This window comes from Pyxidicoccus trucidator (assembly GCF_010894435.1).
Classification (GTDB): Bacteria; Myxococcota; Myxococcia; order Myxococcales; family Myxococcaceae; genus Myxococcus; species Myxococcus trucidator.
The window spans coordinates 126429-145769 of the sequence record NZ_JAAIXZ010000026.1 but is presented as its reverse complement, the minus strand read 5'-3'; the positions used below and the strand labels follow the sequence as shown (position 1 = coordinate 145769).

15 protein-coding genes and 1 pseudogene are annotated in these 19341 nt (G+C 70.4%); 8 read left to right on the top strand and 8 right to left on the bottom strand.

The window, feature by feature from the left end; genetic code table 11:
• Window positions 1–78 precede the first annotated feature (78 nt).
• A complete protein-coding gene (locus G4D85_RS44125) occupies window positions 79–1500 on the top strand; it encodes a hypothetical protein (RefSeq protein ID WP_164020304.1) in 1422 nt (473 codons plus the stop codon).
• Window positions 1501–1604: 104 nt separating this feature from the next.
• Here G4D85_RS44125 and G4D85_RS44120 read toward each other — a convergent pair whose 3' ends face one another.
• From G4D85_RS44120 to G4D85_RS44105, 4 genes and pseudogenes are all read right to left on the bottom strand, one after another.
• Window positions 1605–2939, bottom strand: a complete 1335-nt coding sequence (locus G4D85_RS44120; RefSeq protein WP_164020303.1) for a hypothetical protein — start codon at window positions 2937–2939, stop codon at window positions 1605–1607.
• On the bottom strand, window positions 2936–5134 hold the full coding sequence (locus G4D85_RS44115) for a hypothetical protein (RefSeq protein WP_164020302.1): 2199 nt from the start codon (window positions 5132–5134) through the stop codon (window positions 2936–2938). The genes G4D85_RS44120 and G4D85_RS44115 overlap by 4 nt, the downstream gene beginning before the upstream one ends.
• Window positions 5124–6560, bottom strand: coding sequence for a hypothetical protein (locus tag G4D85_RS44110; protein WP_164020301.1), 1437 nt, complete (start codon window positions 6558–6560; stop codon window positions 5124–5126). Before G4D85_RS44110 ends, G4D85_RS44115 begins: the two co-directional genes overlap by 11 nt.
• Window positions 6561–6918: 358 nt before the next feature.
• Window positions 6919–7116, bottom strand: a pseudogene (locus G4D85_RS44105) (ATP-binding protein); the annotation flags it as partial.
• Window positions 7117–7190: 74 nt separating this feature from the next.
• Here G4D85_RS44105 and sitA5 point away from each other — a divergent pair.
• From sitA5 to G4D85_RS44090, 3 genes are read left to right on the top strand one after another with little or no spacing between them, the layout of a single operon-like run.
• A complete protein-coding gene (gene sitA5, locus G4D85_RS44100) occupies window positions 7191–8546 on the top strand; it encodes a SitA5 family polymorphic toxin (RefSeq protein ID WP_164020299.1) in 1356 nt (451 codons plus the stop codon).
• 16 nt (window positions 8547–8562) lie between these two features.
• Complete coding sequence (locus G4D85_RS44095; RefSeq protein WP_164020298.1) at window positions 8563–9132, top strand: hypothetical protein; 570 nt, start codon at window positions 8563–8565, stop codon at window positions 9130–9132.
• A gap of 35 nt (window positions 9133–9167) precedes the next feature.
• Window positions 9168–9830 (top strand): YdcF family protein, encoded by a 663-nt coding sequence (locus tag G4D85_RS44090; RefSeq protein ID WP_164020297.1) that lies wholly within the window; start codon window positions 9168–9170, stop codon window positions 9828–9830.
• Here G4D85_RS44090 and G4D85_RS44085 read toward each other — a convergent pair.
• Together G4D85_RS44085 and G4D85_RS44080 are read right to left on the bottom strand one after the other, a co-directional pair.
• Window positions 9811–11361 carry a trypsin-like peptidase domain-containing protein gene (locus tag G4D85_RS44085; RefSeq protein ID WP_164020296.1) on the bottom strand — a complete coding sequence of 517 codons (1551 nt, stop codon included), beginning with the start codon at window positions 11359–11361 and terminating at the stop codon, window positions 9811–9813. The genes G4D85_RS44090 and G4D85_RS44085 overlap by 20 nt on opposite strands.
• A gap of 235 nt (window positions 11362–11596) precedes the next feature.
• Window positions 11597–12100: a MarR family winged helix-turn-helix transcriptional regulator gene (locus tag G4D85_RS44080; protein ID WP_164020295.1), complete on the bottom strand. Its 504-nt coding sequence runs from the start codon at window positions 12098–12100 to the stop codon at window positions 11597–11599.
• A 110-nt stretch (window positions 12101–12210) separates the two neighbouring features.
• Between G4D85_RS44080 and modA the strand changes: the two genes are divergently transcribed.
• The 4 genes from modA (at window position 12211) to G4D85_RS44060 (ending at window position 15964) form a co-directional block, all read left to right on the top strand.
• The gene (gene modA, locus G4D85_RS44075) at window positions 12211–12975 is read left to right on the top strand and encodes a molybdate ABC transporter substrate-binding protein (protein ID WP_164020294.1); all 765 of its coding nucleotides are present in this window, start codon (window positions 12211–12213) and stop codon (window positions 12973–12975) included.
• Window positions 12975–13649, top strand: a complete 675-nt coding sequence (gene modB / locus G4D85_RS44070) for a molybdate ABC transporter permease subunit (RefSeq protein WP_164020347.1) — start codon at window positions 12975–12977, stop codon at window positions 13647–13649. The genes modA and modB overlap by 1 nt, the downstream gene beginning before the upstream one ends.
• On the top strand, window positions 13646–14716 hold the full coding sequence (gene modC / locus G4D85_RS44065) for a molybdenum ABC transporter ATP-binding protein (protein WP_164020293.1): 1071 nt from the start codon (window positions 13646–13648) through the stop codon (window positions 14714–14716). Before modB ends, modC begins: the two co-directional genes overlap by 4 nt.
• A 120-nt stretch (window positions 14717–14836) precedes the next feature.
• Window positions 14837–15964, top strand: a complete 1128-nt coding sequence (locus G4D85_RS44060; protein ID WP_164020292.1) for a hypothetical protein — start codon at window positions 14837–14839, stop codon at window positions 15962–15964.
• A gap of 6 nt (window positions 15965–15970) precedes the next feature.
• On the opposite strand, the gene G4D85_RS44055 is transcribed toward G4D85_RS44060, so the two are convergent.
• Window positions 15971–16942 carry a helix-turn-helix domain-containing protein gene (locus tag G4D85_RS44055; protein WP_164020291.1) on the bottom strand — a complete coding sequence of 324 codons (972 nt, stop codon included), beginning with the start codon at window positions 16940–16942 and terminating at the stop codon, window positions 15971–15973.
• Window positions 16943–17103: 161 nt separating this feature from the next.
• The gene (locus G4D85_RS44050) at window positions 17104–19173 is read right to left on the bottom strand and encodes a S8 family serine peptidase (RefSeq protein ID WP_164020290.1); all 2070 of its coding nucleotides are present in this window, start codon (window positions 19171–19173) and stop codon (window positions 17104–17106) included.
• Between the last annotated feature and the right edge of the window lie 168 nt (window positions 19174–19341).

The window sequence follows — 19341 nt, the reverse complement described above, 5'->3', positions numbered from 1 at the left end:
GCCCGCTGCTCGGGGCTCGGGCGTTGAGGTGGGGGAAGTGACATGCGTCGTGGATGGGGATGGGGTTGGGGTGCCTGCGTGGCCTTGGTGCTGGCGGCGTGCGGTGGGCCCGTGGAAGAGGGCAGCGGCGGGGATGCCCGGGAGGAGGACCGCTCGGAGTCGGTGCCGCTGACGCCGGACGCACCGGACGGGGTGGCCCCGCTGACGCCGACGGCACCGGACGGAGTGGCCCCGCTGGCGGCGGCCGCGACTCCGGGAGGGACGCGCTGGCTCCAGTCGGTGAAGGGGATGGGCAAGGAGTTCGTCGTGGGGCTCGGACATGACTCGACGGGCAACCTGGTGTTGGCGTTGAACCTGGACGAAGGCGCCCCCAGCGACAGGCTCCGGGACGGGCATGGGGCACTCGCCGCGTACCTGCCCCGCACCTTCGTGGTGGTGAAGTACGGCCCCGGCGGTGAGCGGCTGTGGTCGCTCCAGCTCCCGGGCCTGGCCGAGGCGTTCACCGTGGACTCGCGGGGCAACGCGCTCGTCGCGGGCCGCAGCCCGGCCGGAGCGGATTATGGCGGTGGGGCGCTGCCGGCGGGACGCTTCATCCTCAAGCTGGACCGGGACGGGGACTTCGTGTGGTCCCACTCGCTGGAGTCGCTGGGCGCGCCCCGGGACTTCGAGCTTCACCGCATGGACGCGGACCGGTCGGGCAACGTGGTGCTGGTGGGCAACCAGCCGGACGCGGTGCTGCACAACGTGGCGGGGCTGCTGAAGCTGGGGCCGGGTGGGGACTTCCTGTGGTTCCGCCGGGAGCCGCGCGAGAGCTTTGGCCTTGGCGTGGCCGCGGACAGCGAGGGCTTCATCTACCTGACGGGCATCCACAAGGTGCGGACGCCGGGGCAGCTGGCCCACCAGCCCTTCCTCCTGCGACTGGACGCCTCGGGCAACCCGCTGTGGGAGCGGAAGCTGGGCACGACGTACGGTGCCGGCACCAGCGTCGCCGTGCACGGCAACCGCGTGCTGGTGACGGGCTGGTTCATCCACCCCTTCACCTTCGAGGGGCGGACGTACCAGGCGAAGGGGAGCTGGAGCGACGCGCTGGTGGCGGCCTTCGACCGCGAGGGCAATGAGCGCTGGGCGCGCGTGCTCGGCTTCACGGGCCTGGACGTCTCCATGGACTACAACGACGGCGCCGTCGTCGTCGGCCGGTACGAGGATGGCGACGACCTGGGCACCGGCCCCATGCGGGGCGTGCCGGGCGTGCAGTCCAACCTCTTCCTCGCGAAGCTGGACCGCATCGACGGCGCGCTGCGCTGGGTTCGCGGCTTCGCGATGAACCACCCGCCCAACACGGACGTGTCCTGGGACCGCTACCTCGTCTCCTCGCATGCCACCACGGGCGCGTGCGTCCTGGCGGGCTCGCAAATCGCCGAGGTGGACTTCGGCACGGGGATGCTGCCGTCCCCCATGGGTGGACGGCGCGACACCTTCCTCGGAGGCTTCGAGCCCTGAGGCGAGCGGCGTGAGACCTCGCACCGGGGAGGAACCGGCGCGAGGTCTCTCGGCACCATGGGGACGGGCGCGGTCTGGTACGGTCCAACTCGCTGCGACTCCAGTCACGGCCGGTACCGCTCCGCCTCCTTGAAGAACTGGGTGAGCGAGTAGTCCAGCAGCGACTGGCGGGACTGCATGTACCGGCGGGCGCGGAGGAAGGGCAGCCAGACGCGCGTGCCAACACGCACCTGGGACTCCTCCAGCCTCTGCCGCGGTACCCACGTCCCGCCCAGTCGCCGCACCAGCATGTCACCCAGGTAAGCGCCCAGGGCCGGGGCTGTGTGCTCGTCGATGAGGTCCCGCTTGTACCGCTCCGGGAAGTTCTCCCTCCAGAGGTAGAAGTCGAGGTCCGTGAGGGACTCGGGCGTCACCTCGATGATGCTGGGCACCTTGGTATGCAGCGCCGCCACGAGGCTCTCGGACAGGTCGCCGTAGTAGCTGCGGACGTGCTCGGGATTCTCCACGTCCGAAGGGAGAGCAACCGGCAACCACTCCTCCGGCTCGGGCGGTCTAAAGACGTTGAGTTCAGCAATCCTCTGCTGCCGCTCGCTGATGGCGAACTCGCCCGGCAACCGTGAGAGGAGCGGGGCCAGGTCAGGGTGGAAGCGCGGCTCTACCGGAGCAAGCGCGGCGCTGCGCTCCCTCAGCGTGTCAAGCACCGTGTCGAAATCGAGGTCCGGCCGTAAGTGGACATGGGCTCGAGCCTGGTCCACACGTGCTTCGTCGCTCGCGAAGTCCGCAGCGGTGGGCCGTAGCACCAAGAGGACGGAGCCATTGGGAAGCTCCTCAACGAGGTGTGCAGGAGTCGAGAGCATCCGCTCGCGTCCTACGGACTCGACAAGCTTCGGGCCGAAAACGTTCAGCCAGAACAGCTCGTAGACCTTGTCGAACCCATCTCGCCGCGTGACTTCGTCGTCGCGACCAAAGTTTGGATAATCAGCCATTTGCCGGTCGGCCATGCTGTGAGCCATGGCATTGACTACCGAGTAGTTTGAGGCCCAGGAACGGACCATCTTCACGAATTTTCGGCAGCGTTCCGAATGCCCAAAGAAGGAATGAGGCTGGACCGCGATCCATATGTGAAGCCTGCCTTCAGGTGGCTCAAGCAACAGCCGAAGTGTCATGTCCAACGAGGGACGATTCGTGCGGTAAAGTCCAACAACAGAGCTGTCCTCGTCACGCTCTTCTCCTAGTGCCTTCCAGAATGCTGAACGGGAGTATTTGCGCCGCCGCTTTCCCTCAACAACTTCCGGCATCCAATCAGATGCATACGCTTCAAGAGCCAGGAGGAATGGCTCCAACGCGCGTTCGAGCCCAACCTGATGACTAAAGGCACCTTCAAGGGAGAGGCGGAGAATGTCTTCCGAGGCTGCTTCGCGGAGTTCAAGCACTTTCATTCGAACGACACCTCCACACCCTTTACCTTCCTTTCAGCTATCCCCACGGACTCCCGCATCACATCTGAATTCGAGGGTTTCAATGGCCCCCCTTCATAGACGAGGCGGACGCGCAGAACTCTCGTTTGCTGCCTGATCTTGTCCCTCAGAATACTCAACGTCTCGCCGTAATACATCAAAGCAGCGTTCGCATCCGTGATCATCTGTGCCTGGAGGGCTTTGTCTTTCAGTTGTGATAGGTCCCGGCTCTTGAAGCTGAACGTCTCCACGCGGGGCTGCGGGCCAGCAGCGGGCCCCTCTTCGATGACGAGCACGTCCGCGAAGCGGATGTCCGCCTTCGCCACTCCCACGTGCGTCTCGATGCGGGGCCGGTCGAAGTCCTTGAGCCACCGCCGCTGCGCGCGCGGCAGTGCCGCATCCTCCTCCAGGAGGGCGACCATCTTCCTCTCGAAGTCCAGGCCCCGAGCATACCGGTCGCGCACGAGTTGGTAGCCCGCCCACTTCAAGGGCCCCTTCTCCGCAGTCCCCTTCTTGATTTCCGCGGCCCTCGTCTCCAGGTACGCCACATAGTCGGCCCAGAGTGGCTCCGCGGTAACTTCGGCAGGAGCAGCCTTCTGCAGGGACTGGCGGTGCCTCGTCAGCTCCGCCACGTCCATCGACAGGCGCTCTCCCGCGAACTCCGCCTCCAACTGCTTGAACTTCGCCTCGGCCACCTCAGCTGGGAGTCCCGCCGCCTCGGGGGGCACGGAGGGCCGGGTACCGCCCCTTCTCCCTGCGCCCCCGCCGGTGGACACTGCACTCGGGGACTCGCGGTACCGCACCGCCAACGTGGCCTGTGCTCGTGCAACGTTGCCTCGCGCCTCGTGCAGCGCTAGAGCGCCCGCCTCGCCCCACTCCCCCACCAGAATGGCTGCATCCCGGCTCTGCTGGAGGTAGCGGGCCAACTCCCCCACCGCGCTCTCTCCTACTCGCGCCTCCAACCTCTCCAGCACCGCTTTCAGCGCCTCCACGCGAGGCACCACCGCCTGGAGCCGAGCTCCCTCCTGCCGGGAGAGGCCCGCTTCGCGGAATGCGCGCGCCCCCTTGCCTCCCGCGTACAGGCCCACCATGAGGGCCGCGGGCGCCAACTGCCGCGTGGCCTCCTCGTACTCCCCCTTGGCGAGGGAAGCCCCGCCCTGCGCCGTCCCCGCCGCCAGGTGGTAGAAGCCCAGCGGCACACCGAAGGTGAGGTGGTCGAAGGACGCCAGGGCCACGTTGCCCGGCGCGAAGGCCCCCAGGTACTGCGCCTTCTCCACCTCCTCGTACGCGGCCCGGTAGGGCGGTGGGAGCCGCGGGGGCAGCGCGGACGCGTCCACGCTCCGGCTTCCGCCGACGAGGGGAATGGAGGCCGCGACGTCATCCGCGGCCCGTCCCAGCCCGCGCGCGATGTCGCCGGCGCGGAAGTCCCTCTCCGGGAAGTCGGTGAGGGCCATGCCCCGCTGCTTCAGCTCCTCACGCACCACCTCCATGGCCCCCAGCTCGCGCTTGAGCAGCTTGTCCTTGGCCAACAGGCGCAGCAACTGCCGCGCCTCGTCGTCGTGGGTGGTGTGCAGGATGAAGAGGGCGAGGACTTCCGCCTTGGCCACGCCGTGCTTCTCGACGGCGGTGGCGAGGAAGGCCGCGCGCTTCTCGAGGAGGACGCGGGCGGCCTCGGCCTCCAGGGGGCCCAGGGCGCCCAGTCGGACGGCGTTCCAATCCGAGAGGGCCTCCACCAGCCGGGGCATGTCCGCCTGGTGCTGCAAGGCCAGGAAGGCCGCTGGCGTGGTGCACGACAGGAAGGGCGCCAGCACCTCGTCCTCCGAGTCCAGGTGCGGCCAGGCCGAGGGGACTTCCCCGCACGCTCCTGCCAGGGCGCCTGCCACTCGCAGGGGCGTCGTCTCATCTCCGCCGGGGCTCGGGGGGGACGGCGTGGCCCGGCGGCGGTGCAGGAGCGGTTCGGTCGTGGACGCCTCGTCGTCGAAGGCCTCGAGCGCTTCGTTACCGGGGAGACTCGCGACGGTACTCCGCCCCAAGGCCGCCATGGGCGTCGGGCCCGAGACCGCAGCCAGGGTGCCTCCAGGGCCCGTCCGCGAGGGCAGCGAGGCACACCCCGCCGTGAGGAGCGCCAGGGCCAGCACCAGGCCATCTCCGCCGCGCGGCAGTCGCTCAGCGCGCATTGTCCACCCCCAGCCCCACGGCCGCGAAAGCCCCCGGCCGCAGCGTCCCCTCCGGCGTGGGAAACAACAGCGTGCCGCCCTGCCCCAGCACGTAGAGGTTGCCTCCCAGGAAGCGCCACCGGGCCTCCCCCGAGACGAGGTAGCGCGCTCCCGGCTGGCCCATGGCCGTCGCCAGCCCACCGACGCCCAGGCTGAAGTCCCGATGGAAGAGTTGCGCCTCCACCCGCCCGTCCACGTCCACCCGGCCCCAGGAGAAGGCCTCCACTCCCAGGGAGAGGAAGAGGTGTCGCTGGCGCATGCCACTCAGGCGCACCGCGTCCCAGCTGAGAATCACCTCCCCGTAGGCGGAAGTTCCCTCCGGGAAGGACGCCTCCGCCAGCGGCACGGAGGCCGGGCCCGCCACCTGGAAGCGCGCCAACTCGTGGTCCGGGCCGAAGGTGCCCTGACGGAAGCCTCCGCGCTGCAGGCGCCCTTCCAGGCGGGCCCGCAAGTCCACCGTCGGCGTCAGCGCATCCACGCCCACGCCCGCCACCGCGCCCCATGCCCCGCGCTCGCCCGGGCGTCCGCCCCACCCGCCCAGCAGGTGCGCCTCCACCCTCTTGCCCTTGCGCCCGCGCCGCAGCACCAGGGCGGTGGCGTCCAGGTGCGCCAGCGTCATGGGCCTCGAGGTGCCTCCTACCCTCCCCCAGTCATGCACCGCCGACAGCGCCAGCGTGTAGCGTCCCGGGACAGGGGGGTGGCCGAAGAGGACGTGCTGTACATCCAGGGCCACTTCCGCCCCCGTCAGGCGAGCGCTCAGCACGTCCGAGACGAAGGCCTCCGCGTACACCGGCCCCACCGTCCCCGTCGCGATGACGCCGGCTGGGTGGTAGTCGGGGTTGACGCGGTTGCCGTAGCGCCGCACCAGGTGCCCGGACAAGAGGGAGTAGCCCTCCATCATCCCCAACCACACCGAGTTGGGCGTGTCCCCTCCAGCCATGAAAAGGCGCACCACCTGCCCCCAGTCGGACAGCGTGTCCCAGTCCTCCTTCCTCACGAGGCCCGCCCCTTCCCCTCCGCCCCACAGCCGCAACCGCACTGGCGCCCCGAGAATGAGGCGCAACGACTCCCCCTTCCCCAAGGCCACCATGGGCTCCACCTGCACGAAGCCTTCATCGGCGCCCTCGCCTCTTCGAGGCAACAACGTCAACGTCGCCGCGTCCATGCGCAGCAGGTTCGTCCACGGGGGTGTCGAGTCGGACGTGGCGGGCGGCGAAGTCTCCTCCTCGGGTTGCGCCTCTTCCTCGCCGGAAGACTCGGCCGAAATGGCCTCCTCCAGCCTGCGCACGGTGGCGTCAAAGTCCTCCGGGGCAACGGTCTCCTGCGCCCCTCCCGCCCCGGGTAACAGCAACAGTAAGACGACGACCCAGCTCCAACGCATGAACATCGGCGCCTCCGTGGAAGGCCCCAGCAGGGGCGCTAAGGACAGAGGTTCCCCGTTTGGTCCGACAGGACGGCGGACCGAGGGGGCGTTGCACTGAAAGAGTCACGGGCGACCCGGCCCGTCAGGCGATAGCCAGCCGCGCCACGCCACGCTACGGCGCCAGGACGGTCCGACTCCGAACGCGCGAGTGGGAATGACTGGGAAGGGCTTCTCAGCGTCCGTCAGGCATGCGGCCCGCGAAGCGCAGACAGCGACTCGGCGCACGACGACCGCCAGCACGTGTTGGCGTTCACGGGGAAGCGCGGAAATCTGGACCGAGACGGCAGACGGGGTCCGCGAGTCCTCCGCCCCGGCGTCCGGCTCAGCGCTTCGCCTTCGCCTTGCGCGCGGCCGCACTCTCGTCGGCGGCCCTGCGTCGGTAGCTCTGCCCTTCGATGTTGATGATGTCGGCGTGGTGGATGACGCGGTCAATGAGTGCGGTGGCGCACACCCCACTGGAGAAGATGCCAGGCCAGTCGGAGAACGCCAGATTGGAAGTCAATACGAGACTTCGCTGCTCATCCCTCCTTCGCGTAGCCTGGGTCTGCTCGCCCGCGCTCGAAGCACGCGGCGCCTCTGCTTGGAAGGCGTCCCATGAGACTGCATTGCGCCGTTGCGCTGTTGCTCCTGCCCCTGATGATTGGCTGCGCCACGGCGCGGGTGGTGCGCCTGGAGACGGGTGGGAGCGAGGTCATCACCTTCTCTCCGCGCCCTGACGACGCCGGGCCCGTTGAAGTGGAAGAGGACGAATTCAAGGTTGCCCTGTCCGAGCACGTGCGGACCCGGCGGCCTCCGGCTCACCCGCGGGAGGCCGCCCGGCGGCTCTTCGAGATGGACGCGCGTGGAGGGACGTATCTCTTCGATGCGCGCACTCGCCAGGTCACGCCACTCGGGCCGGGCGAGCACCTGGAAGGGGAGCCCTCGGAAACGGACCTGGAACTGACGCGCGCCTACCTGCGCTGGTGTGAGCGCACCGGGAGGAAGGGAGACTGCCTGCGCTTGCTGACGGAGGGCCCCATGGTGAACGGGGACGGCCGTTACGCGCTGGCCATGGCGTTCGCCCAGGGCGCGGTGAACGAAGAGATGCTGGAAGCGTTCAAGGACATGGCCGACCCGCACGCCATGCTGGCGGCGGCGTTGTGGACGGGCACGCTCTATCTCATCTTATGGACGGTACCCGAGCCGGCGAGCAAGGGCCTGGCCGCTGTCATGACGGCCACGTTGGTCGTCTACCTGGGAGTGGACACGTTCTGGGGCCTGATTACCGGCTTTCGGAGGCTGGTGGACGAGGCGGACCGCGCCCGCACATTTGACGAACTCCGCGACGCGGGAGAGCGGTACGGCAATGTGATGGGGCGCAACGCGGCGCGCGCATTCGCCATGCTCGCCACGGTGGCCATTGGGAACACGGCGGCGGGTTTCGCGGGCAAGGTGCCGACGCTGCCCGGCTCGGCGCAAGCCTCCATGCAGGCGGGTCCCCGCGCGGGCCTCGTGCTGTCCGCCGTGGGCGAAGTGCAGGCGGTGACGGGGACGGGAGAAGCAATCACCATGGCGCTCGCCCCTGGCGCGGTCTCCGCGACGGCGCGGGGCGTTGGAGGCGCGGCTGTCGGCCCGGTGGACGCGAAGGGGCACGATCATCACATCGCCACGGACAAGTGGTGGGACTCCACCAGCAATGGTGGCCCGTGGTCACCGCAGTTTCAGAGAATCTTTGATAGGGCGGGCATGTCGCTGAATGACCCGGCCAACATCGTTCACGTGAAGGGCCACAAGGGGCCTCACCCGCAGGAGTACCACGAGAAGATTTTTGAGAGACTGGTTGAAGCAACGCGCACATGCCGCAGTATCCAGCAATGCCGCGCGGCTCTCACTGCGGAGCTCAAACGGTTGTCGCGGCAGATCGCTACACCCGGAACCGAGCTGAACAATCTGGTGACCCGGAGCCAGTGACGCCGAGGGTACTCAAATGCCAACGCGATACTTCAAGCTGTCCGATGACATGGCCGCAAAGGGACGTTGGCTGCTTGGCGCTCCTACGGACTTGAAAGGCTTCGAAGTAGAAGAGTGGTGGATATTTACGGATGGAGTGCCGGTTCCCAATCGGGGGCCATTGAAATTCCCGGTGGATGTTCCTGGCAGGGCCCTGGATTTTTCACTCGCGGCGTTCGGCATTCCAGTCATCCACGTTCGGGTGGCCTCCCTCCTGGCGCAGTTGGCGCCTTCTGACGTGCAGATTCTTCCTGTGGAGATTCAAGGGCAGCCCGATGAGTTCTGCATCCTGGTGGCGACAAAGCTCATCCGCTGCATCGACGATGCCGCATGCAGAGAGGTGGAGCGCTGGACGCCAGAGGATGAACGGCCGGAGAAGGTCGGCCAGTACCGCGATATTTCCGGGTTGCGGATTGACCCCTTGAAAGTGGGCGAGGCGAAGGTGTTCCGTCTTTGGGGGTGGTCCATCGCCCTTGTCGTCTCCGAGGAAATCAAAGCCGCTTTGGACCGCATCGGGGCCACCGGGACGAAGTTCACGGAGGTTTAGAACCGCGTGGCGGACGAATGGATTAGCCTGGGCGGGTGCCACCCTCGTCGCTGTCTCCCCGCCCCGGGCTCGTCCGCCGTCTCCTGATTGTCGCGGCGGGTGCGCTGACGTGTGGGGTGTTCGGCCTGGCGTGGGTGGTGGACCGCTTCGGCCAGCGAGAGCGGGCCGACTCCGCGGACGCGGTGGTGGTGCTGGGCGCGCGGGTGCTGCCGGGCGGTGTGCCCTCCGGCGCGCTCCAGGCGCGCACGGAGAAGGCGGTGGAGCTGTACCAGCGGGGCGTGGCGCCCCGGCTCGTGTTCTCCGGAGGCGTGGGGGTGAATCCCCCCTCGGAGGCGCGGGTGATGCTGGCGCTGGCGACGCGGCTGGGCGTGCCGGCGGAGGCCTGCGTCCTGGAGGAGGAGAGCCACTCCACCGCGGACAACGCCCGCCTCGCCACGAAGCTGCTGCGCGAGCTGGGCGCGCGGCGCGTGGTGGTGGTGTCGGACCCGTACCACCTGCTGCGGGCGCGGCAGTACTTCCGGCTGAACGGCCTGGACGTGGCCACCAGCCCCGCCCTGGACACCGAGCGCAACCTCAACGCGGTGGACCGCTTCTACTGGACGGTGCGCGAGGCCATCGCCCTGCTGCTGCACCCGCGCGTGCTGCTGGCCCGCGCGCCAGGGGACTCGGACGGAGCGCCTACTCCTCCGGCACCGTGAGGGCGCGCAGCTCGCGCTGCCCCCCGGGCATCACCACGCGCAGCAGCACGGGCTCGCCGGGCTTCGCCGCGCGCAGCAGCCGCATCAAGTCCCGAGCGCGGCGGACGGGCTGGCCACCCGCCTCCACCACCACCATGCCCGGCATCAGCCCGGCGTGGCCCGCCACCGAGCCCTCGTCCACATCCGTCACCAGCGCGCCCGCCGCTGGCAGTCCCTGCGTCCGTGCGAGCCGCGCGTCCAGGTCCGCCAGCCCCAGTCCCACGCGCTGGTGCGGCGGCTCCTCCGGCGCGTCGGGGCGGCTGCGCACCGCCACGCCCTCCAGGTCCGGCCGCGTGCCCAGGGTGGCCTTCAGCTCCTCCTTCTTGCCGCCACGGTAGACGGACAGGGTGAGCGGAGCGCCGGGCGGCTTCATCGCCACCGTGCGCGTGAGGGTGCGCCCCGAGTCGATGGGCTGTCCGTCCGCGGCGACGATGACGTCATCTGGCTGGAGCCCGGCGGCGGCGGCGGGCGTGTCCCCGGTGACGTCGGTGACGACGGCGCCCTCGCGCGCGGGCAGGCCCAGGGCCTCACCCAGGTCCGCCGTCAGGTCCTGCACGGCGACCCCCAGCCAGCCGCGGGTGACGGCGCCTTCCTTCTCCAGCTGTGGCACCAGCGCGCGGACGAGGTTGCTCGGCACCGCGAAGCCGATGCCCGTGCCTCCGCCGACGATGGCGGTGTTGATGCCCACCACCTCGCCACGGAGGTTGAAGAGCGGGCCGCCGGAGTTGCCGGGGTTGATGGCGGCATCCGTCTGGAGGAACTCGTCGAAGGGGCCCGCCTCGATGTTGCGCGCCTTGGCGGAGACGATGCCCAGGCTGACGCTGGAGCCCAGGCCGAAGGGGTTGCCGATGGCCACCACCCAGTCGCCCACGCGCAGCGCCTCCGAGTCACCCAGCCGCACCACCGGCAGCGCCTTCGCGTCGGCGGGAAGCTGGAGCTGGAGCAGCGCCACGTCGGTGAGCGGGTCCGTGCCCAGCACCTTCGCGCCCAGCTCGCGCCCGTCGGGGAGCTGCACCTGGATTTTCGTCGCGTCCTGCACGACGTGGTTGTTGGTGAGCACCAGTCCCCGGCCGTCGATGATGAAGCCCGAGCCGAGCCCCTGGCGCGGCCGCTCCTCGGACGGGCCCTGGGGGCCGAAGGGCGTGAAGGGGCCCCAGGGAGCGTCACCGAAGGGGGACTCGCCCTCCTCGCCCCAGGGAGCGTCCTCCCGCGTGCGGCGGGACGGCGCGGCCGCGCGCACCTCCACGTTGACGACGGCGGCGCGCACGGACTCCACCAGCGGGGCGACGGAGGCGAGCGCGGCCCCCATGTCCGGAGGCATCGGCTGCTTGGCGGGTGCGCCACCCCGTGCGCCGGTGGCGGGGCTCGCGGGAGCCTCCTCCCGGGTCGGCGCCGGAGGGGCGGAAGCGGGTTCCTCGCTGCTCTTGCGGCAGGCGGTCAGCGCGAGGACCAGCCCCAGCCCCACGGACAGCGTGCGTGTGGTTCGCTTCATCGCGTCCTCCCTCCCAATGTACGCCGTGGGGAGTCACCTCGCCCGTTCCCACCCGCGAGGCCTTGGCCAGGGACGCAAACCGCCCTGGCGCGAAGGCGCCGGGGGCCGTCAGGCCGCTCCATGAAGTGGCCGGGAGGGCCCGCGCCCTGGCGCTCGCCTCCCCGGCAACCCGGCGAGCGCCAGCCTGGGAAACGTCCGTGCGCCGGTACCGGGCGAGCCCTGACCGGCGCCCGCGTCAGGCGGAGCGCTCGCGCGAGGCGGGAGTCGCGGGCTGCAGCGTGTCGATGCGGCGCAGGAGCTTCTCCAGGATGCGGAAGAGGGCCTTGCGGTCGCTGGTATCGAGGACGCCGAGGAGCTGACCCATGCCCTGGTTCATGAAGCGCTCGAGCTTCTGGAAGGTCGCCTGACCGTCGGGCGTGAGGCGACAGCGGACGACGCGGCGGTCGGACACGCTGCGCTCGCGCATGAGGTGGCCCTCGCGCTCCAGTCGGTCCACCACCCCGGTGACGGTCTTCTCCGTGACGCCGAGTCGTCGGGCGAGCTCGCCCATGGTGAGCGCGCCGTCCTGCCCGAGCCACAGCAGGGCATGCACCTGCGGCGGCGTGAACTGGAGCTGCTCGCACGTGCTCGCGATGGGGTCACGGAGCGAACGACGCCGGCCCAGCGCGAGCAGCAGCTGCTGGAGCTTCAGCACGTCCGCCGAGACGTCTTCTTCCTCTTTGTGGATATTCCGCGACACGGAGTATTCCTTAGCGGCCTGGGGGGCGCGGGTCAACCAGTTGTCTCGACGGGCGAGGCCATGTGGACAATGGCTCCTCGGCTGCCCTGGAACGTGAGAAGCATCCCATCATGCGTCCCTTCTCCCTCGCCTGCTCTCTTCTTCTTCTGTTCACGGCCATGCCCGCTGACGCGGAGAAGGCGCTGATATTCGCGGCGGCGAGCACCACGAACGCCCTCCAGGAGCTGGGGCCGGCCTTCACGAAGGCCACGGGCCACGAGGTGGAGTTCGCCTTCGGAGCCTCCAGTGACCTGGCCCGGCAGGCGACGGCGGGGGCTCCGGCGGATGCCTTCCTCTCCGCGGACGCCGTCCGCCTGGACACCCTGGAGCGGGTGGGGCTGGTGCAACCCGGCACCCGGGTGGACCTGCTCTCGAACCGGCTGGTGGTGGTGGTGCCGGCGGAGGCGAAGGGGGCGCTGGCGGGGCCGGGGGACCTGAAGGCGGTGAAGCGGCTGGCGCTGGCGGACCCGGCGGCGGTGCCCGCGGGGGTGTACGCGAAGGGCTGGCTGGAGAAGGCGGGGCTGTGGAAGGCGCTGGAGCCGAAGGTGGTGCCGGCGCTGGACGTGCGCGCCGCGCTGGCGGCGGTGGAGTCGGGGCGGGTGGACGCGGGCGTGGTGTACGCGACGGACGCGGCGCAGTCGAAGAAGGTGCGGGTGGCGTTCGCGGTGCCGGACACGGACGCGCCGCGCATCGTCTACCCGGTGGCGGCGCTGGCGAAGGGGAAGGCGCCGGAAGCAGGGCGGGCCTTCGTGCGCTTCCTCCAGACGGAGGGCGCGCGCAAGGTCTTCGCGAGGCAGGGCTTCGTCGTGCTCGGGGCGGAGCCGCGCGTCCCGTGATGGAAGGCACGGCGGGGCTGGTCCTCTTCACGGTGACGGTGGCGGCGGTGGCCACGCTGCTCATCCTGCCGCCCGGCGTGGCGGTGGCGTACGCGCTGGCGCGCTGGGACGGGCCGGGCAAGGGCGTGGTGGAGACGGTGCTGGCGCTGCCCATGGTGCTGCCGCCCACGGCGGTGGGCCTGGTGCTGCTGGAGCTGCTGGCGCGCAACGGGCCCCTGGGCCGCGTGCTGGACGCGTGGGGCGTGGAGGTGGTCTTCACCCCGAAGGCGGTGGTGCTGGCGAGCGCGGTGATGGCCTTCCCGCTGCTGGTGCGCTCGGCGCGCTCGGGGTTCGAGGAGGTGGACCCGAGGCTGGTGGCGGTGGCGCGCACGCTGGGGGACTCGCGGGTGCGGGCGTTCTTCCGGGTGACGTTGCCGCTGGCGTGGCGGGGCGTGCTGGTGGGGGCGCTGCTGGCGTTCTCCCGGGCGCTGGGGGAGTTCGGCGCGACGGTGCTGGTGGCGGGCAACATCCCCGGGCGCACGCAGACGCTGTCGCTGGCCATCTTCCACCGCACGCAGCTGGGCGAGGACGCGCAGGCGCTGCAACTGGCGGGCGTGGCGGCGCTGCTGGCCTTCGCGGCGGTGTACGCGACGGAGGTGGTGACACGGCGGCGGGGACGGCGGGTGCGCGCGTGAGCCTGGTCCTGTCCATCCGGCTGCCGCTGGCGCGCTTCACGCTGGAGGTGGAGACGCGTCTCGCTGGCGCCTCCGTGGCGGTGATGGGGCGCTCGGGCTCGGGGAAGACGTCGCTGCTGGAGGTGCTCGCGGGACTCAGGCGCGGAGCAAGGGGCCGCGTGGAGGTCGGCGGGCGCGTGCTGCTCGACAGCGCGGCGGGCGTGGACGTGCCGCCGGAGGCGCGGCGCATGGGCTACGTGCCGCAGGACGCGCTGCTCTTCCCGCACCTCACCGTGGGACAGAACGTGCGCTTCGGAGCGCGCAAGGGACGGGCCTCGCGAGCGGACGAGGCCATTGCCCTCCTGGAGCTGGCGCCGCTGCTGAGCCGCTATCCCGCGACGCTCTCCGGAGGCGAGAAGCAGCGCGTGGCCCTGGCGCGCGCGCTGGCCACGGACCCGGCGTTGCTGCTGCTGGACGAACCGCTGGCCGCCCTGGACCTGGCGCTGAAGGAGCGGGTGCTGCCGTACCTGCTGCGGGTGCGCGACGAGGCCCGCGTGCCGATGCTGTACGTGACGCACCAGCTCGGAGAAGCGCGAGTCCTGGCCCACGAAGCGCTGCTGCTGGACGAGGGCCGGGTCCGCGCGGTGGGCGCCGCCTCCCAGGTGCTGGGCCCGACGGCACGCGGGCTCCTCGCGGCGGAAGGGGAGGGCGAGGAGAACATCCTGGAGGGCATGCTGGAGCGTCCGGAAGCCGGGGGCCTGCGGCTGCGGGTGGCGGAAGGGCTGGCGCTCTGGGTGCCGGACGCGCCGGAGCTGTCGGCGGGCACGCGCGCGGCGTACGCGGTGCCGTCCGAGGACGTGCTGCTCTCCATGGGCCCGCTGTCCGGCGTGTCCGCGCGCAACGTGCTGGAGGGCACGGTGCTCGGAGTGGAGTCCGCGGCGGAGGGAGAGGCCGCCGCCACCGTGGACGTCGCGGGTGTGGGCTGGGTGGTGCGGCTCACCGCCACGTCCGTGCGTGAGCTGGGCGTGGCCCCGGGCGTGCGCGTGTACCTCGCGGTGAAGTCCGCCGCGTGCCGCCGGCTGCGCTGAGCGGGGCGGGGCGCGCTCCGAGTCGGGGCTGAACAGCGGAACACCCAGGTCGGGATAGCCCTATAGTCAGGGGTTTCCGGCTTCTCCCCGCGTCACCCACCACAAGCCCTGGAGCACTGCATGGTCCACCCCGCTGGTTTGCCTCGTCTCGTCACCCGCTGGGCGGGACTGGCCCTGGTCCTCGGTGGCGCCCTGGCCGGCTGTGCTCCGCCAGAGTCGGAGGCGTTGCCCGTGGAGCCCGAGGCGGCCGTGGACTCGCAGTCCCAGGCCCTGTCCTATCCCAACGGGAGCAGCCGGACGGTGGTGTCTCGGCGCGTCGTCTACAAGGACGCCTCCGGTGGCTACCAGGCGGCGCCGGGCTTCGAGCCCTTCCGCGCGGCCGGTGCCTCCGACAGCACGCTCCACGCCATCCGCATCGCCCAGGTGGAGGCTCCGAGCGTGCGCGAGGCCATCGTCCTGATGTCGGCCGGGCAGAAAATCTCGAGCAGCGGCCACTCCAGCGGAGTGACGGGCCAGGCCTCGGACTGGGACGGGACCTGCGACGGCGTCTCCTGCCCCAATGTGCTCCTGGATGGTCGCTCCCTGGCCATGAAGCTGAATGCCCTGGGCTGGTTTCCCCCCGGAAAGACCCAGCTGTCCGTGGTGAACGACAGCAACTTCGACCACCTGTTCGACAGCGATACGAAGCAGCGCATCGTCAACGGCTTCGTCCGCTGGCTCGAGGCCCAGGTCCGGCCCGAGACGCGGGCCATCTACCTCGCGGGGAGCTCCCGTGGTGGGTGTCTGGTGATGCGCATCGCCCAGGCGCTCCGCGCCAACACGGGGCTGGATGGCATCGACATCTACGTGGCGTCGTTTGATGGCGTGTGCAGGAACAGCCAGGGCGAGCTGGGCACGTACGACACGAAGATCAACAACCCCGTGCGCCCCTGGGGCACGTTCTACGGCGCCTGGGCCACGGACCTGTCCGCCCAGTTCCCGCGTCGCCAGCGGCTGCACCTGTATCAGGTGGTGGGGGGCCAGGAGGTGGCGCCGGCCACCGGCATCCGCGCCTTCTCCGGGTACGCGGGCACCACGCCTCCCTCGACGGGCACCCACCTGGACTGGGGCTGGTACAAGCAGACCTGGGTGAAGTGGGCGCACAAGGAGATTGGCAACCCGTACACCGAGCCGAGCGCGTCGGACCAGCCACGCGTCATCTCGGAGACTATCGACGCGCAGCTGACCTGGCTCGACGGCCTGCTGTAGCGGAGCTCAGTGCGTCGTCGGACGCCGCCGGGCCCGGGCGGGAACGCGAGGCCCGGCCCCTTCCGCGCGGCACTCGCGGGGCGTCATTCCGAACGCCGCCTTGAAGGCGCGGCCGAAGTGCGAGAGGTCCTGGAACCCCCACCGGAAGGCGAGGTCCGCGATGGTCCGCTCCCGCAGCTCCGGAGCGACGAGCGCCTGCCGGCACCGGGCGAGGCGCCGCGCGAGCACCCAGCGCATGAAGGACTCGCCCCCTTCCGCGAACAGCCCATGCAGGTAGCGCGTCGAGCAGCGGAAGTGGGCGGCCACCGTCGTCGGGCTCAGCGCGGGGTCCGCGAGGTTGCGCTCGGCGTAGTCCCGCATGGCATGCCGCCGGGCCTCTCGCACGCTGGCGGTGTCCGCCTGCGGTCCATCCTCGAGCGAGTTGAAGCCCACCGCGAGCAGTGACACGAGGATGTCCGAGAGGGAGCCCGCGGCCGGCTCGGTGACTTCGTTGCGCGCGAAGGCATTCACGTACGCGGACACGAGCGCCCCCGTGCCCTCCGTGGCCCGCAGCACGCTCCCAATCGACTTGTCCGCGTCGATGAGTCGTGGCCGCAGCGCGGCGTACGGGACGAGGATGACGACCCGGCGGTACTCGCTGTCGAAGGAGAGCTCGCCGGGCCGGACTCCGTCGAGCAGCTCCACGTCGCCCGGCCGGGTCTGGTACTCCGGACGGCGCGGCTGCCGCACCGTGCAGACTCCCTCCAACTGCATGCAGATGAAGAAGCACTCGCGCGGAGCGCGCGAGATTTCCCGCTCCCCCCGGTACACCCGCTGCGAGGCCGAGTGCACCTCCGTCACCGACAACGGCCCCGCTTCCCGATGGTTGAGCCTGCCGAAGAAGGGCTCGTTCCTGCGCTTCTGCTCCGTGCGCAGGCCCAGGAAGACCCGGCTGGCATTCTCCTGCCAGTACTCCATCCGCTCCTTCGCGGAGACCATGTCGGTAGAGAAGACTGCAGGCAACAGGCACCCCCCGGCCTGGATACGGACGAGGCCGCCGGTGCATTGCATTATCACCAGCGCACACATCCGCCTCCAGCACCCCGGGGGTTGAGTTCCGGACGCTCGTGCCTGCTACCTCGCCCCTTTCGTGCCCGGGGCTACGGGCCCGTCAGGCGGCTGAGCGTGAAGGACGAGCGGTTCCACGTGCCGCCCGGGAAGCTCGCCTGGATGGAGCTCGCCGCCGTGTAGGGCACGCCGCTCGAGCCGCTGACGGTGAGCGTGCCGGCGGGCTGTGCCACCACCGAGGGCGTCCCCGTGCAGCCCGGGCACAGGTTGGTGCCCGTCACGTAGCTCAGCCCGAAGGAGAGCGACGTCGAGGCGCTGTCCGCCACGCCCTGCATCCACGTCGGGCGGGTGCCCTTGTAGACGAGGACGTTGGCGACGTGCACCGTCCCCCGGGAGTCGAAGAGGATGCCCCAGCCGGACTCCTGGGCGTTGTACCAGTGGCCGCTCAGGTTCATCGTCGTGGTGCCGCCACCGAAGGTCAGCCGCTGGATGGGCTCGTTGCCCGACGCCGCGCCCTTCGTCCAGACGAAGCGCCACTGCCCGCTGCTGAGGGTGAGCCTCGCCGTCCCCACCTTCGTGGCGGACGCGCTCACGCCATTCCAGTACGACTCGTAGAGGTCACCCGCCCACACGCCCGTCTCGGCGGTGAGGGTGCTCGAGTACCAGATGGGCTCGCCGCCCGAGGTATAGGTGAGCCACGTGAGCGCGAGCGAGTCGCTGGCGGCGTACTGGATGTCCAGGCCGTTGCCGCTGCGCGCCGGGTTGTACCAGTTCCCCTTGGCGGGCTTCGTCGGCAGCGGCGGGAAGATGGCGGCGGCGGCGTTGATGAGGCCCGTGCCGCACGTCTTGCACAGCAGCGGCGTGGCGGTGCTCTTGATGCGCGCGGCGACCTGTGCGGGCGTCATGGAGGGCCGCTGGGTCAGGATGAGCGCCGCGAGGCCCGCGACGTGCGGCGACGCCATGGACGTCCCGCTGAGGTAGCGGTGGCAGTAGTCCCCCGGCAGGAGCTGGGCGCTCGGCTTGGCTATCGCCCAGGACGACACGATGCCGCCAATATCGTCGTCGGAGCCGCTGCTACCCCCATCCATGGGGCAGCTGATGGAGGGGCCGTAGAACCCGGGGCCACCTCCGGGCGCGGTGACGTCGACCCGCTCGCCGCGGTTGCTGTAGGCCGTGAGCTGTCCGTCCCGCCCGCTCGCGGCCACGGCGATGACGCCGTTGCATGAGGCGGGCGTCACGTTGGCGGTGTCCGCCGCGTTGTTGCCCGCGGCGGCCACCACCACGACGTTCTTCTGCACGGCATGGTCCACCGCGCTCTGCATGTAGGCGTAGCCTGAGCAGGGGGACGTGCCGTTGGTCGTCCCGAAGCTCATGTTGATGACGCGCGCCCCGTTGTCCGCGGCCCACCGGATGGCGTTGCCCACGTTGCTCATCACCGGGGCGTTGTTGTTGGAGACCTTGACGGGCATGAGCTGGCAGCCCCAGCAGATGCCCGCGCCGCCGATGCCGTTGTTCGCGTTCGCCGCGATGATGCCGGCCACGTGCAGGCCGTGGTGGTACGTGTCGTCGTCCGTCGGGTCCGCGTCGTTGTCACCGAAGTCGTAGCCCGTCGTCCATCGCCCGGTGAAGTCCGGGTGCGCGAGCCGGCCGGTGTCCAGCACCGCGACCTTCACCGAGCCGGTGACGCTGTTCCAGGCCTGGGGAAGGTTGATGGCGGGGTAGTGCCACTGCTCCACGTACAGCGGATCACCCGGCACCGCGAAGTACTCCATGTAGAGGTCCTCGTGCGCGTACTCGACGCGGGGGTCCGCGCGCAGCGCCTCGAGGGCGGCCAGCAGGTCCGCCTCCTCCTCGGCGACGGATGCGCCCAGGCGCCGCTGCTCCGCCTCCAGCGACCAGAGCCGCGCGCCCCCGGCGAGCGACTTGACGTCCTGGGCACGGAAGCCGGGCACCGTCGGCGGCGAGGTGCGCAGGCTCGCCTCGTCGGCGTCCCGGAACTTCACGATGACGTGTCCCGGGACGAACCGCGGCTTGGGCGCCAGCAACGAAGCCGTGGCCTGGGACGGCGAGGAAGACGGTGGGGTGGGGGCCTCGCCGCACGCGACGAGGGACAGGGACAACGCCAGGGTACCGAGCCATGGCGCTCGAGACAGGGACTTCATGACGACCTCCAGAAGCGGACGTGGGGCGTCAGTGCCCCAGTCCACGGAGGCAGGAATAGGTCAGCGCGCACCCGGGAACGCGGACGCCAGCGCACGCGGATTCGACTGGGAGTGCTCGGCCGGACACCCCGGCGTCCCGGCCCCTGACGCATGCAGCCATTCCCACAG